Source organism: Streptomyces sp. SID5910, assembly GCF_009862125.1.
Lineage (GTDB): Bacteria > Actinomycetota > Actinomycetes > Streptomycetales > Streptomycetaceae > Streptomyces.
In genome coordinates, this window is record NZ_WWHX01000423.1 from 1 (window position 1) to 13439 (window position 13439).

Consider the following 13439-nt stretch of genomic DNA (forward strand, 5'->3'; position numbering starts at 1 on the left):
ACGCCGCCGGTGCCGTACGAGCCGGTGCAGCTGATGGCGTCCGCCGCGCACCCGCACGGGCGGGAAGTGCGGCACCTCGCAGGTGGGCGGCGCGTCGGCGCCGAGCGGCTGCGGAAAGGGAACGGCGGAACGGGACACGGTGACCACCACCTGTGACGAGGGGACCGGCCACCTGCGACGCGGGACCGGCTTGCGCACCCACGATGACGCGTCTCGCCGGCTCCCGCCGGAGCCCGTGGACGATCCACCGGTTGTGGAAAACCCCGTCACCCGAACCGGTCGTTCCGCACGTTCCGCACGTTCCACACGTGCCGCACGTTCCTCAGGCCCGTCAGGGCAGCGCGATCCCCGGATCCATCCCGCCCAGCGCCTCACCGCACCGGCAGTCCCGCTGCCCGGCCGCCGGCAGCGCCGCCACCGCGTCGAACAGCACGCCCCGCAGCCGGTCCACGTTGGCCGCGAACACCCGCAGCACCTCCTCGTGCGAGACGCCCTCGCCGCTCTCGGCCCCGGCGTCGAGGTCGGTGACGAGGGTCAGCGAGGTGTAGCAGAGCTCCAGCTCACGGGCGAGCGCCGCCTCCGGGTGGCCGGTCATGCCGACCACCGACCAGCCCTGCGCCCGGTGCCATGACGACTCCGCGCGGGTCCCGAAGCGCGGCCCCTCGACCACGACCAGCGTGCCGCCGTCCACCGGCTCCCAGTCCCGCCCCCGCGCCGCCTTCAGCGCGGCCGCCCGCCCGGCGGGGCAGTACGGGTCGGCCAGCGACACGTGCACCACGTTGGGGACCGAGCCGTCGGGCGTCGGCAGACCGTCGAAGTAGGTCGAGAGCCGGGTGCGCGTCCGGTCCACGAACTGGTCCGGCACCAGCAGCGTGCCCGGCCCGTACTCCGGGCGCAGGCCGCCCACCGCGCACGGGCCGAGGACCTGGCGCACGCCGGCCGAGCGCAGCGCCCACAGGTTGGCCCGGTAGTTGATGCGGTGCGGCGGCAGATGGTGGCCGCGCCCGTGCCGGGGGAGGAAGGCGACCCGCCGGCCGGCGACCTCGCCGAGGAAGAGGGAGTCGCTGGGCGGCCCGTACGGGGTGTCCACCTGGACCTCGGTCACGTCGTCGAGGAACGAGTAGAAACCGGAGCCGCCGATCACGCCGATCTCGGCATTCACCTTGTTCGCCATGCCCCGCACCCTAGCCGCCGCCCTGGCCGCCCCCTGGTTCCGGGAACGCCGAAGACCCTGCCGTCGGGCGACGGCAGGGTCCCGGTGAGGAGTGCTATGCGGCGGTGGTGCTCGACGAGGAGCTGCCGGTGCTCGACGACGAGCCGGAGCCCGACGACGAACCGGAGTCCGAGGACGACGACGAGGACGACGTCGAGGCGGGCTTCGAGGACGGCGCCGGCGAGCTGCTGGACGAGCTGCCACGGCTGTCGTTGCGGTAGAAGCCGGAGCCCTTGAAGACGATGCCGACCGCCGAGAACACCTTCTTCAGGCGGCCCTGGCAGTTCGGGCACTCGGTCAGGGCGTCGTCGGTGAACTTCTGCACCGCCTCGAGGCCCTCGCCGCACTCGGTGCACTGGTACTGGTACGTCGGCACTGTCTTCCTCCTGGCACTCTCACTCGATGAGTGCTAACGACGATCCATAGTGACGTATTCCCGGGGTTCAGTCCACTGTGGCGGGCACGCGGTGACCGACGCCACGTGCGACCGTGCGGCCGCGCACCGGGGTCGCCAGCCGCGAACGCAGCGCGACCAGCACCGCCAGCGCGAGCACCGTGCCGCCCATCGGGACCAGGAAACCGGCGCCGCCCCACAGGCGGTCCTCCAGCTGTCCGGCGACCGTGACGGCCGCCGCCTGGCCGAGCGCCACGGCGCCGGTGAGCCAGGTGAACGCCTCGGTGCGGGCGCCCGCCGGGACCAGGTCGTCGACCAGCGTGTAGCCGGTGACCAGGGCGGGTGCGATGCACATGCCGACAAGCAGGCCGAGGCCGGCCAGCACGAGCACGGAGTGCGCGGCCCACAGACCGGAGGCGGTCAGGGCGAGGGCGGTGTAGCCGACGAGGAGGCGCCGCTGCGGGGCCACCTTCCAGGCGATGGCGCCGCAGGTCAGGCCGGAGAGCATGTTGCCCGCGGCGAAGACGCCGTACAGGACGCCGTTCATGCCGGGCTCGCCGATCGACTCGGTGAACGCGGCCAGCGAGACCTGCATGCCGCCGAAGACCGAGCCGATGCCCAGGAAGATCACGGCCAGCACGCGCACGCCGGGCACGCGCAGCGCCGGAACGTGCTCCACGCGCGCGTGGCCGCCGTCGGCGCCGCCGACCCGCGGCTGGGTGCCCTTCTGCGCGGCGAACAGCAGACCGCCCACCAGGGTCAGCGCGGACTCGGTGACCAGGCCGGCGGCCGGGCCCACGCCCGTGCACAGGGCGGTCGCCACCAGCGGGCCGAGGACGAAGGTCAGCTCGTCCGTGACCGACTCGAAGGCCGCCGCCGTGCTCATCAGCGGGGAGCCGCCGAGCTTCACGCCCCAGCGGGAGCGCACCATGGGCCCGATCTGCGGCACCGAGGCGCCGGTGGGCACGGCCGCCGCGAACAGCGCCCACAGGGGGGCGTCCGAGAGGGCGAGGACGGTCAGGGTCAGGCCGGACAGGGTGTGCACGAGCACGCCGGGCAGCAGCACGGCGCGCTGCCCGTAGCGGTCGGCGAGCCGGCCGCTGTAGGGGGCGAACAGGGCCATGGAGACGCCCGTGACGGCGGCGGCGGCGCCGGCGACGCCGTAGGAGCCGGTGGTGTGCTGCACCAGCAGCACGATGGAGATCGTCAGCATGGCGAACGGCTGGCGGGCCGCGAAGCCGGGAAGCAGGAAGGTCCAGGCGCCGCGGGTGCGCAGCAGTTGTCCGTATCCGGGGCGGGAGGGCGCGGTGTGCCGCGGCTCCTCCGGCGACGTCTTCGACGAGGTGACCGTGGATGCCACGGCCGTGCCTTTCTGCCGCCTGGTAGCGCCGGTCCCGCCTCGCGGCTGTTGGCCGTGCGGGAGCGCCGAGAGCTGTCCTCTTGCGCGGACTGCGGTAGATACCGGAGCCCGGCTCAGCGGGGCGTTCCGGCCGCCATACGGTCGCGCCAGCTCTGCGTCAGGCAGAGTTGGTTCGATCAGGTGCCGCCTTCATCGTACAGGGGTCAAGCGGGGCGGCACCTGTGAAAGCGAGCACCCGGGCCCCGCTCACCTGCCCTTCGTGCCGGTCTCCTGGGTGCCGAGCCAGCCGGCGAGCTTGCCGCCGTGGCCGACCGCGCGCAGCCGGGCCTCGGCCGCGTCCCGGACGGGGTCGGTGGCGACCACGAGGAGTTCGTCCCCGCGCCGCAGTCCCGTCGTCGGGAGCGGCACGAACGACGTGCCGTCCCGCACGACCAGCGTGACGGCGGAGCCGGCCGGCAGCCGCAGCTCGTTGACCTCGACGCCGTGCATCCGGGAGCCCTCGGGGATGGTGACGGACAACAGATGTCCGCGCAGCCGCTCCAGGGGCGCCGACTCGATGCCGAGGTCGGCGGCCTCGTCCCCCTTGCCGAGGCGCAGCTTGCGGGCCAGCCAGGGCAGGGTCGGGCCCTGGATCAGGGTGTAGACGACGACCAGCACGAAGACGACGTTGAAGATCCGGCGGCTGCCGTCGACGCCCTCCACCATGGGGATCGTCGCGAGGATGATGGGCACGGCGCCGCGCAGCCCGGCCCAGGACATCAGGGCCTGCTCCTGCCAGGGCACCCGGAAGGGCAGCTGGCACAGCACGACGCTGAGCGGCCGGGCCACCATGGTCAGCACCAGTCCGATGATCAGGGCGGGGATGACGTCGTCGCCGAGTTCGTGCGGGGTGACCAGCAGGCCGAGCAGGACGAACATGCCGATCTGGGCGATCCAGCCGAGCCCGTCGGCGAAGCCCCGGGTGGCGGGCCAGTGCGGCAGGCGGGCGTTGCCCATCACCATCGAGGCCAGGTAGACGGCGAGGAAGCCGCTGCCGTGCACCAGGGCGCCGGCCGCGTACGCGGTGACGGCGATGGCCATGACGGCGATCGGGTACAGGCCGGAGGCGGGCAGTGCCACGTGCCGCAGTCCCCACGAGCCCAGCCAGCCCACGGCGAGGCCGACGGCGACGCCGATGGCCAGTTCGAGGGCGATCTCGCCGAGCAGCACGTACCAGTGCTCGATCGGTCCGGCGGTGGAGAAGGCGACGACGAGGATGACCACGGGGGCGTCGTTGAAGCCCGACTCGGCCTCCAGCGTGCCCGTTATGCGTGAGGGCAGGGGGATCCTGCGCAGCACCGAGAAGACCGCCGCCGCGTCCGTGGAGGACACCACCGCCCCGACGATCAGCGCCTGCCGCCACTCCAGCCCGGTCAGGTAGTGCGCGCCCGCGGCGGTCACGCCGACGCTGACCGCGACTCCGGCCAGCGCCAGCGCGGTGGCGGACGGCAGGACCGGTTTGATCTCCTTCCACTTCGTGCCCAGGCCACCCTCGGCCAGGATCACGACGAGGGCCGCGTACCCGATGACCTGCACCAGTTCGGCGCTGTCGAACTGGATGTGGCCGATGCCGTCCTGGCCCATGGCGATGCCGATGGCCAGGTAGACGAGCAGGCTGGGGAGCCCGCTGCGCGAGGAGATCCGTACCGCCGCGACGGCGATGAGCAGGACGAGCGAGCAGACGAGCAGGAGCTGGTTGAGGTGGTGGACAGTCAGCGGCCGTTCCCTTCCCTGGCGCACGTCACCCACGCGCGTGGCGGTGCGCGGGTGGGTGTGCGGACACAGTGCGCGTGAGCGCACGTACATGGCACACGAAGCCGCGGGAGTCCGCGGCCAACTACTTCGTTACCTTACCTAACTCTTGACGATTTCTTGACGCTCGACTTGGCAAGATCGAACGCCCGTGCGCGCCGGTACCCGACTCCGCGTCAAGGGGGAGTGGGCCCTGCGCCTACAGTTGCTCCAGCGTTCAGTACAAAGCACAGCCCGCCCCTGCCGCTCGTGTTAGGACAGCAAGGACAGCGATGCCCCCCACCAACACCGCCTCTTCGGGTCAGCAGCCCGGCAAGTCCGGCAGGAAGAAGGGGCGCAAAGCACGCCTTCTCGTCCTCGTGCTGGTGCTGGCCATCATCGGCGGACTCGCCTACGGGGCGTACTGGTCCATCAGCACCGTCCGCGCGTCCTTCCCGCAGACCAAGGGCTCCCTGACGCTGGAGGGCCTGGCGGGCCCGGTCGACGTCAAGCGCGACGGCTACGGGATCCCGCAGGTCTACGCCTCCTCCGAGGAGGACCTGTTCATGGCGCAGGGCTACGTGCAGGCGCAGGACCGGTTCTACGAGATGGACGTGCGCCGCCACATGACGTCCGGGCGCCTGTCGGAGATGTTCGGCAAGAGCCAGGTCGACAACGACGAGTTCCTGCGCACGCTGGGCTGGGACCGGGTGGCGAAGCAGGAGTACGACCAGAAGCTGTCGCCCGCCGCGAAGAAGTACCTCCAGGCGTACGCCAAGGGCGTCAACGCCTATCTGAAGGGCAAGGACGGCGCGGACATCTCGCTGGAGTACGCGGCCCTCGGCTTCACCAACGACTACGAGCCGCAGGAGTGGACCCCGGTCGATTCCGTCGCCTGGCTGAAGGCGATGGCCTGGGACCTGCGCGGCAACATGCAGGACGAGGTCGACCGCGCCCTGATGACCAGCCGCCTGGGCCCCAAGCAGATCGCCGACCTGTACCCGGCGTACCCGTACAGCCGGAACAAGGCCATCGTCCAGGAGGGCCAGTACGACGAGCTCACCGAGACGTTCGAGGGCGGCGGCGACGGCTCCACGGACGGCACGGGCACCGGGACGGGCACCGGCACCGGCACCGGGACGGGCACGGGCACAGGCAGTGGCAGCGCCCTGGAGAGCCAACTCGCGGGCCTCCAGAACGTCCTGGACGACCTGCCCACCGCCGTCGGCGTCAACGGCAACGGCATCGGCTCCAACTCCTGGGTCGTCTCCGGCGACCACACCATCACCGGCAAGCCGCTGCTGGCCAACGACCCGCACCTGTCGCCGTCGCTGCCCTCCGTCTGGTACCAGATGGGCCTGCACTGCCGCACCGTCTCCGCCAAGTGCCAGTACGACGTCAGCGGCTACACCTTCGCGGGCATGCCCGGCGTCGTCATCGGCCACAACCAGAACATCGCCTGGGGCCTGACCAACTCCGGCGTCGACGTCACCGACCTGTACCTGGAGAAGATCACCGGCGAGGGCTACCAGTACGACGGCAAGGTCGTGCCCTTCGAGACCCGCGAGGAGACCATCAAGGTCGCCGGCGGCGAGCCGAAGAAGATCGTCGTCCGCGAGACCAACAACGGCCCCCTCCTGTCCGACCGCGACGACGAGCTCGTGAAGGTCGGCAAGAAGGCCACCGTCGACACCGCGGCACCCGACCGCGCCGACGGCTACGGCGTCTCCCTGCGCTGGACGGCGCTGGACGCGGGCACCACGATGGACGCCGTCTTCGCGATCGACCGGGCCAAGGACTGGGACACCTTCCGCGACGCCGCGGCCCTGTTCGACGTGCCCTCGCAGAACCTGGTCTACGCCGACACCGAGGGCCACATCGGCTACACGCTGCCCGGCAAGATCCCCGTGCGCGCCAAGGGCCACGACGGCTCCGTCCCGGCGCCGGGCTGGAACTCGAAGTACCGCTGGACCGGCAAGTACATCGACCAGGACGAGCTGCCCTACGAGTTCGACCCGGACCGCGGCTACATCGTTACGGCCAACCAGGCCGTGATCGACGAGGACAAGTACCCGTACACGCTGACCACGGACTGGGGCTACGGCACCCGCAGTCAGCGGATCACCGCCCTGATCGAGCAGAAGATCAAGGACGGCGGCAAGATCTCCACGGACGACATGCGGCAGATGCAGCTGGACAACAGCAGCGAGATGGCCAAGCTGCTCGTGCCCCAGCTGCTGAAGATCGACGTCGCCGACAAGGACGTCCGCGAGGCGCAGAAGCTGCTGGAGGGCTGGGACTACACCCAGGACGCCGACTCGGCCGCCGCCGCCTACTTCAACGCGGTCTGGCGCAACGTCCTCAAGCTCGCCTTCGGCAACAAGCTGCCCAAGGAGCTGCGCGTCGAGGGCCAGTGCCTGTGGGTCGACCCGGTCAACAGCACCGGTCCCGCCGACGAGGTCGGCAAGGTCTACGAGTGCGGCCAGCGCGACGCGGGCCAGGCGCAGCCGGACGGCGGCGACCGCTGGTTCGAGGTCGTCCGCACGCTGATGGAAGACCCGAAGAGCGACTGGTGGACGACCCCCGCGAACGGCACCCGCAAGGGCGCCGACCACAACCGCGACGACCTGTTCAAGCGCGCCATGGTCGACGCCCGCTGGGAGCTGACCGCCAAGCTCGGCAAGGACATCGACACCTGGAACTGGGGCCGGCTGCACCGCCTGTTCCTGAAGAACCAGACCCTCGGCACCGCGGGCCCCGGCTTTGTGAAGTACGCGCTGAACCGCGGCCCGTGGAAGCTCAGCGGCGGCGAGGCGGCCGTCAACGCCACCGGCTGGAACGCGGCCGGCGGCTACGGGGTGATCTGGGTGCCGTCCATGCGGATGGTGGTCAACCTCGGCGACCTCGACAAGTCGCGGTGGATCAACCTCACCGGAGCCTCCGGGCACGCCTACAGCGCCCACTACACCGACCAGACGGACAAGTGGGCCGACGGTGAACTGCTGCCGTGGTCGTTCTCCGCGAAGGCGGTCGACGACAGCACGAGCGACACTCTGGTGCTCAAGCCGTAGGGCTGCCGACGGAACACGAGAACGGCCTCCACGCGCACGCGTGGAGGCCGTTCCCGCACTCACGGGGCCATCCGCCTCAGCGGAACCTGCGTACCCCCGACGGGGTCACCACCGCGTCCACCGGCCGGTCGTGCGGCTCCTCGGGGACGTGCGCGACGACCTCCCGGTCGTACAGCAGGACCAGCAGCGCCGGCCGCGCGCCCGCCCGCTCCAGCCGGGCCAGGACCCGGTCGTACGACCCGCCGCCGCGCCCCAGTCGCATACCCCGCCCGTCGACCGCCAGGCCCGGCAGCAGCACGACGTCGGCGGCGGTCACCGCGTCCGGGCCCAGGCGCTCGCCGCCCGGCTCGTACAGGGCCATGCGTCCGCCGTGCCGCACGCGCGCGAGGGAGTCCTCCCCGGCGTAGAGGCCCCAGTCCAGGTCGTTGTCGGGCAGCAGCGCGGGCAGCAGCACGCGCACGCCCCGCGCGCGCAGCGCGTCAAGGAGCGCGAGGGTGCCCGGTTCGGCGCCCACGGAGACGTACGCCGCCACCACGCCCGCCCGCGCGACCTCGGGCAGCGCGAGCGCCCGTTCCGCCAGCGCGTCCGCCGCCTCGCGCACCCCGTCCGCCGTCAAACCGTTCCTCACCATGAGGAACTCCCGCCGCAGGGCCCGTTTGCCGGGCTCGTCCGCATGTCCGCCGAGCGTCAAGAGTGGCTCCTGTACCGTTCTCGTATGCTCATATGAGCAAGGGTGATCCGGAGTTGCGGATTCTCCCAAAGTCACCGGATATGGTGGCGGGCATGACTCAGTCCCACCCCAGGATCAGCAAGGCTGTCATCCCCGCAGCCGGACTTGGTACCCGGTTCCTGCCGGCCACCAAAGCCACTCCCAAGGAGATGCTGCCGGTCGTCGACAAGCCGGCGATCCAGTACGTGGTCGAAGAGGCCGTCTCCGCGGGTCTCGGCGACGTCCTCATGGTCACGGGCCGCAACAAGCGCCCGCTGGAGGACCACTTCGACCGCAACTACGAGCTGGAGTCCGCCCTCCAGAAGAAGGGCGACGCGAGCCGGCTGGCCAAGGTCCAGGAGTCCAGCGACCTCGCGATGATGCACTACGTCCGCCAGGGCGACCCCAAGGGCCTCGGCCACGCCGTGCTGTGCGCCGCGCCGCACGTCGGCGACGAGCCCTTCGCGGTCCTGCTCGGCGACGACCTGATCGACCCGCGCGACCCGCTGCTCCAGCGCATGATCGACGTGCAGGAGCAGTACGGCGGCAGCGTCATCGCCCTCATGGAGGTCGAGCCCGAGCAGATCCACCTCTACGGCTGCGCGGCCGTCGAGGCCACCGAGGACGGCGACGTCGTCAAGGTGAGCGGACTGGTCGAGAAGCCCGACCCGGCCGACGCCCCCTCCAACTACGCCATCATCGGCCGCTACGTCCTCGACCCGCACATCTTCGACATACTGCGCAAGACCGAGCCCGGCCGCGGCGGCGAGATCCAGCTCACCGACGCCCTCCAGCAGCTCGCGGAGGACGAAAAGGTCGGCGGCCCCGTGCACGGCGTCGTCTTCAAGGGCCGCCGCTACGACACCGGCGACCGCGGCGACTACCTGCGGGCCATCGTCCGGCTCGCGTGCGAACGTGAGGACCTGGGCCCCGACTTCCAGACCTGGCTCCGCAGTTACGTAGCCGAGGAGATGTAACGACGTTGAGCAGCGCCGAGCCCCGTGACACCGGCCACGACCACGCAGGAGCGGACCTCGGTCCGGACCGGCTGTGGTCGGTGCAGGACCACCTGGACGACATCCTCGCCACCGTCCGCCCCCTGGAACCCATCGAGCTGAACCTGCTCGACGCCCAGGGGTGCGTCCTGGTCGACGACATCACGGTGCCGGTCTCGCTGCCGCCGTTCGACAACAGCTCCATGGACGGATACGCGGTGCGCGTCGCCGACGTGGCCGGCGCGAGCGAGGAGTTCCCCGCCGTCCTGGAGGTCGTCGGCGACGTCGCCGCCGGCCAGGCCGACCCGCCCACCGTGGGCCCCGGCCGGGCCGCCCGCATCATGACCGGCGCCCCGCTGCCGCCCGGCGCCGAGACCGTCGTCCCCGTCGAGTGGACGGACGGCGGCCTCGGCGAGGGCCCGGTCACCGGGATGCGCGCCCGCAGCCTCGCCCCCGAGGGCGCCGAGGGCCAGGTCCACGTGTACCGGCCGGCCGAGGCACGCGCCCACGTCCGCGCGGCCGGCAGCGACGTGAAGTCCGGCGACCGCGCCCTGGAGGCCGGCACGGTCCTCGGCCCGCCGCAGATCGCCCTGCTCGCCGCCATCGGCCGCGGCCGGGTCCGGGTCCACCCCCGCCCGCGCGTGGTGGTGCTCTCCACCGGCAGCGAACTCGTCCAGCCCGACGAGACGTTGGCCCACGGCCAGATCTACGACTCCAACAGCTTCGCCCTCACCGCCGCCGCCCGCGACGCCGGCGCCATCGCCTACCGCGTGGGCGCGGTCGCCGACGACGCCGAGACGCTGCGGAGCACCATCGAGGACCAACTCGTCCGCGCCGACCTGATGGTCACCACCGGCGGCGTCAGCGTCGGCGCCTACGACGTGGTCAAGGAGGCGCTGGCGCACGTCGCCGACGAGGACGAGCCGGGCAGCGGCGTGGAGTTCCGCAAGCTCGCCATGCAGCCCGGCAAGCCGCAGGGCTTCGGCTCCATCGGCCCCGACCACACCCCGCTGCTCGCCCTGCCGGGCAACCCGGTGTCGTCGTACGTCTCCTTCGAGCTGTTCGTCCGCCCCGCCATCCGCACCCTGATGGGCCTGCCCGACGTGCACCGCCCGACCGTCACCGCGACCCTCACCGCCGACAAGGCGCTGAGCTCGCCCAAGGGGCGCCGGCAGTTCCTGCGCGGCACCTGCGCCGACGGATCGGTCACCCCGGTCGGCGGCGCCGGATCCCATCTCGTCGCCGCCCTCGCGCACGCCGACGCCCTGATCGTGGTCCCCGAGGACGTCGAGACGGTCGAGCCCGGCACCGAGGTCGAGGTGGTCCTGCTCCGCTGACCCCGCCCGGTTGGCGGTACCGTGTCGCGCACAGCAGGCCCACGCGCCGCACCGCGCCGGGCCCGGACCGGGAGCGCCACACAGCATGAGCACGCAGGACCGACCCACCCACGACGGCCGGGACACACAGGACCGGCTGACGCACATCGACGAGGCGGGCGCCGCCCGGATGGTCGACGTGTCCGCCAAGGACGTCACCGCGCGCACCGCACGCGCCAGTGGACGCGTCCTGGTCGCGCCCCGCGTGGTCGAGCTGCTGCGCGGCGAGGGGGTACCCAAGGGCGACGCCCTGGCCACCGCCCGGATCGCGGGCATCATGGGCGCCAAACGCACCCCCGACCTGATCCCGCTCTGCCACCCCCTGGCGCTCTCCGGTGTGAAACTGGACCTGTCGGTCGCGGACGACGCCGTGGAGATCACCGCCACGGTGCGGACGACGGATCGCACGGGCGTCGAGATGGAGGCGCTCACCGCGGTCACCGTCGCCGCGCTCACCGTGATCGACATGGTCAAGGCGGTCGACAAGGGAGCGGTCATCACGGACGTGCGCGTGGAGGAGAAGACGGGCGGCAAGTCCGGCGACTGGAGCCGGTCATGACACCGGACGCACCGACGGGCGGCGCGCCGTACCGCGCCCTGGTGGTCACCGCGTCCAACCGCGCCGCCGCCGGGATCTACGAGGACCGGGGAGGCCCCCTGATCGCCGAGGGCCTGCGTCGCTTCGGCTTCGCCGTGGACGGCCCGCAGGTCGTCCCCGACGGCGACCCCGTCGAGGCGGCCCTGCGCGCGGGCGCCGACGCGGGCTACGACGTGATCGTCACCACGGGCGGCACCGGCATCTCGCCCACCGACCGCACCCCCGAGGCGACCCGCGCGGTGATCGGCCACGAGGTCCCCGGCATCGCGGAGGCCATCCGCGCGTACGGCCGCGACAAGGTGCCCACCGCGGCGCTCTCCCGGGGCCTGGCCGGGGTGGCGGGCAGGACGCTGATCGTCAACCTGCCGGGTTCCACCGGCGGTGTGAAGGACGGCCTCGCGGTCCTGGAGCCCCTGCTCAGGCACGCCGTGGACCAGCTCCGTGGCGGTGACCACCCCGGGTCCGGCAGCAGCGGGGGTGCGAGCTGAACAGCCCAGCCTGGCCCGTCGAGCTGGCGAACGGCGACATCGTCCTGAGGCCGATAAAGCTGCGCGACCAGCGGGCGTGGCGCGAGGTCAACCGGCGCAACCGGGACTGGCTGCGCCCCTGGGAGGCGACCATCCCGCCGCCCGGACCCGGCGGACCGCTCGCGCAGCGGCCGACGTACCGGCAGATGGTGCGCCACCTGAGGTCCGAGGCGAACGCGGGCCGGATGCTGCCCTTCGTCATCGAGTACCAGGGGCGCCTCGTCGGGCAGCTGACGGTCGCCGGGATCACCTGGGGCTCGATGTGCTCCGGCCACGTCGGCTACTGGGTGGACGAGGCGGTGGCCGGGCGCGGGGTGATGCCCACGGCCGTCGCGATGGCCGTGGACCACTGTTTCCGCACCGTCGGCCTGCACCGCGTCGAGGTCTGTATTCGCCCGGAGAACGGGCCCAGCCGCCGGGTCGTCGAGAAACTCGGATTCCGCGAGGAGGGCCTCCGGCCCCGTTATCTCCACATCGACGGCGGATGGCGCGACCATCTCGTCTTCGCGCTCACCGCGGAAGAAGTGCCGGAGGGGCTGCTGCGGCGCTGGCACCGGTCACGGGACCGCAGTTCACGGAACCCGGGGAATCCGGCCCGGCCGAGCACCGGAATTGAATAAACGTTCGAAAATGATCGGGTCGCGACCACGCGGGAGCGGGTAATTCGCGAGCCTGACAGTCAGCTGGTCGCATCGGTCGCAAAAAAAGTTCGAAATATCAGCCGGATCGTGCGACACACCGGCCCAATTGGCGGATGGCCCCACGCAAACCCCTCTACCGTGTGAGATGTGAGCAGCAGCGGCCTCATCTACGCAGTCATCGTCGGGGCCTGGGCCGCCTACTTGGTGCCGATGTGGCTCCGTAGGCAGGACGAGCTGAACGAAGCCCGTCCGACGGAACGCTTCAGCACCGCCATCCGGCTGCTGTCCGGACGGGCGGGCATGGAGCGCCGGTACGCCAAGGACCTTCGGTCGCGCTCCGCCGACGAGGCGGAGCCCGACGCCGACGCCCCGGACGCCGTCACCGCATCGGTGGACGTCCGGGCCTTCGCCGTGTCCAAGACCCACCGGTACACCCAGCGAGTCCCGCAGCACACCGAGGAACGTCCCGCACCGGCCCGCGCCGAGACGGACGCACGCGCCGACCGCGCCAGACCCGCGCAGAACCCCGAGTCCGGTGCCGCGCCGGCCCGCAGGCGGGTGCCCGCCCCCCGGCCCGCCCCCGGCTCCCCGGCGGCGGCCCGCGCCCGGCGCACCAAGGTGCTCGCCCGCCGCCGGCGCACCACCGTGATGCTCTTCCTGGCCTTCACGCTCGGCTCGGTCGTCGCCGCGGTCGGCGGACTGGCGTTCCTGTGGGCGCCCGGCGTGCCCGCGGTGCTGCTCAGCGCCTACATCGCCCACCTGCGGTCCCAGGAACGCCGCCGGTT

The 13439-nt window shown here is 72.0% G+C and carries 12 protein-coding genes; 7 read left to right on the plus strand and 5 right to left on the minus strand.

The annotated features are described in order from the left end of the window. Nucleotides 1–331 precede the first annotated feature (331 nt). The 4 genes from GTW67_RS14960 to GTW67_RS14975 all read right to left on the minus strand — a co-directional run bounded on the left by GTW67_RS14960 (nucleotide 332) and on the right by GTW67_RS14975 (nucleotide 4812). Nucleotides 332–1174 carry an S-methyl-5'-thioadenosine phosphorylase gene (locus tag GTW67_RS14960; protein ID WP_161165310.1) on the minus strand — a complete coding sequence of 281 codons (843 nt, stop codon included), beginning with the start codon at nucleotides 1172–1174 and terminating at the stop codon, nucleotides 332–334. Nucleotides 1175–1268: 94 nt separating this feature from the next. Further along, nucleotides 1269–1589 carry an FmdB family zinc ribbon protein gene (locus GTW67_RS38355; protein ID WP_161165311.1) on the minus strand — a complete coding sequence of 107 codons (321 nt, stop codon included), beginning with the start codon at nucleotides 1587–1589 and terminating at the stop codon, nucleotides 1269–1271. Between the two features lie 67 nt (nucleotides 1590–1656). Next, nucleotides 1657–2967: an MFS transporter gene (locus GTW67_RS14970; RefSeq protein ID WP_346010659.1), complete on the minus strand. Its 1311-nt coding sequence runs from the start codon at nucleotides 2965–2967 to the stop codon at nucleotides 1657–1659. 246 nt (nucleotides 2968–3213) lie between these two features. Further along, a complete protein-coding gene (locus tag GTW67_RS14975) occupies nucleotides 3214–4812 on the minus strand; it encodes a potassium/proton antiporter (RefSeq protein ID WP_237518860.1) in 1599 nt (532 codons plus the stop codon). A 218-nt stretch (nucleotides 4813–5030) separates the two neighbouring features. Between GTW67_RS14975 and GTW67_RS14980 the strand changes: the two genes are divergently transcribed. Next, a complete protein-coding gene (locus tag GTW67_RS14980) occupies nucleotides 5031–7808 on the plus strand; it encodes a penicillin acylase family protein (protein WP_161165312.1) in 2778 nt (925 codons plus the stop codon). Nucleotides 7809–7884: 76 nt separating this feature from the next. Here GTW67_RS14980 and GTW67_RS14985 read toward each other — a convergent pair whose 3' ends face one another. Then, on the minus strand, nucleotides 7885–8439 hold the full coding sequence (locus tag GTW67_RS14985; protein ID WP_237518862.1) for a 5-formyltetrahydrofolate cyclo-ligase: 555 nt from the start codon (nucleotides 8437–8439) through the stop codon (nucleotides 7885–7887). A gap of 152 nt (nucleotides 8440–8591) precedes the next feature. Between GTW67_RS14985 and galU the strand changes: the two genes are divergently transcribed. The 6 genes from galU to sepX form a co-directional block, all read left to right on the plus strand. Then, nucleotides 8592–9494: a UTP--glucose-1-phosphate uridylyltransferase GalU gene (gene galU, locus GTW67_RS14990; RefSeq protein WP_161165313.1), complete on the plus strand. Its 903-nt coding sequence runs from the start codon at nucleotides 8592–8594 to the stop codon at nucleotides 9492–9494. 5 nt (nucleotides 9495–9499) lie between these two features. Then, on the plus strand, nucleotides 9500–10849 hold the full coding sequence (gene glp / locus GTW67_RS14995) for a molybdotransferase-like divisome protein Glp (protein WP_524539782.1): 1350 nt from the start codon (nucleotides 9500–9502) through the stop codon (nucleotides 10847–10849). An 85-nt stretch (nucleotides 10850–10934) separates the two neighbouring features. Continuing rightward, entirely contained in the window at nucleotides 10935–11447 is a 513-nt protein-coding gene (gene moaC / locus GTW67_RS15000; RefSeq protein ID WP_161165314.1) for a cyclic pyranopterin monophosphate synthase MoaC, read from the plus strand. Beyond that, entirely contained in the window at nucleotides 11444–11974 is a 531-nt protein-coding gene (locus GTW67_RS15005) for a MogA/MoaB family molybdenum cofactor biosynthesis protein (RefSeq protein ID WP_161165315.1), read from the plus strand. Before moaC ends, GTW67_RS15005 begins: the two co-directional genes overlap by 4 nt. Continuing rightward, on the plus strand, nucleotides 11971–12633 hold the full coding sequence (locus GTW67_RS15010) for a GNAT family N-acetyltransferase (RefSeq protein ID WP_161165320.1): 663 nt from the start codon (nucleotides 11971–11973) through the stop codon (nucleotides 12631–12633). The genes GTW67_RS15005 and GTW67_RS15010 overlap by 4 nt, the downstream gene beginning before the upstream one ends. Nucleotides 12634–12801: 168 nt before the next feature. After that, the coding region (sepX, locus tag GTW67_RS15015) for a divisome protein SepX/GlpR (protein WP_346010660.1) at nucleotides 12802–13439 on the plus strand (638 nt) is incomplete at its 3' end.

Excerpts from the sequence above, each read along its gene's own strand:
- GTW67_RS14960 (WP_161165310.1), bottom strand. The coding sequence starts at position 1,174 with ATGGCGAACAAGGTGAATGCCGAGATCGGCGTGATCGGCGGCTCCGGT.
- GTW67_RS14975 (WP_237518860.1), bottom strand. The coding sequence starts at position 4,812 with ATGTACGTGCGCTCACGCGCACTGTGTCCGCACACCCACCCGCGCACC.
- GTW67_RS14980 (WP_161165312.1), top strand. The coding sequence starts at position 5,031 with ATGCCCCCCACCAACACCGCCTCTTCGGGTCAGCAGCCCGGCAAGTCC.
- GTW67_RS14985 (WP_237518862.1), bottom strand. The coding sequence starts at position 8,439 with ATGGTGAGGAACGGTTTGACGGCGGACGGGGTGCGCGAGGCGGCGGAC.
- galU (WP_161165313.1), top strand. The coding sequence starts at position 8,592 with ATGACTCAGTCCCACCCCAGGATCAGCAAGGCTGTCATCCCCGCAGCC.
- moaC (WP_161165314.1), top strand. The coding sequence starts at position 10,935 with ATGAGCACGCAGGACCGACCCACCCACGACGGCCGGGACACACAGGAC.
- GTW67_RS15005 (WP_161165315.1), top strand. The coding sequence starts at position 11,444 with ATGACACCGGACGCACCGACGGGCGGCGCGCCGTACCGCGCCCTGGTG.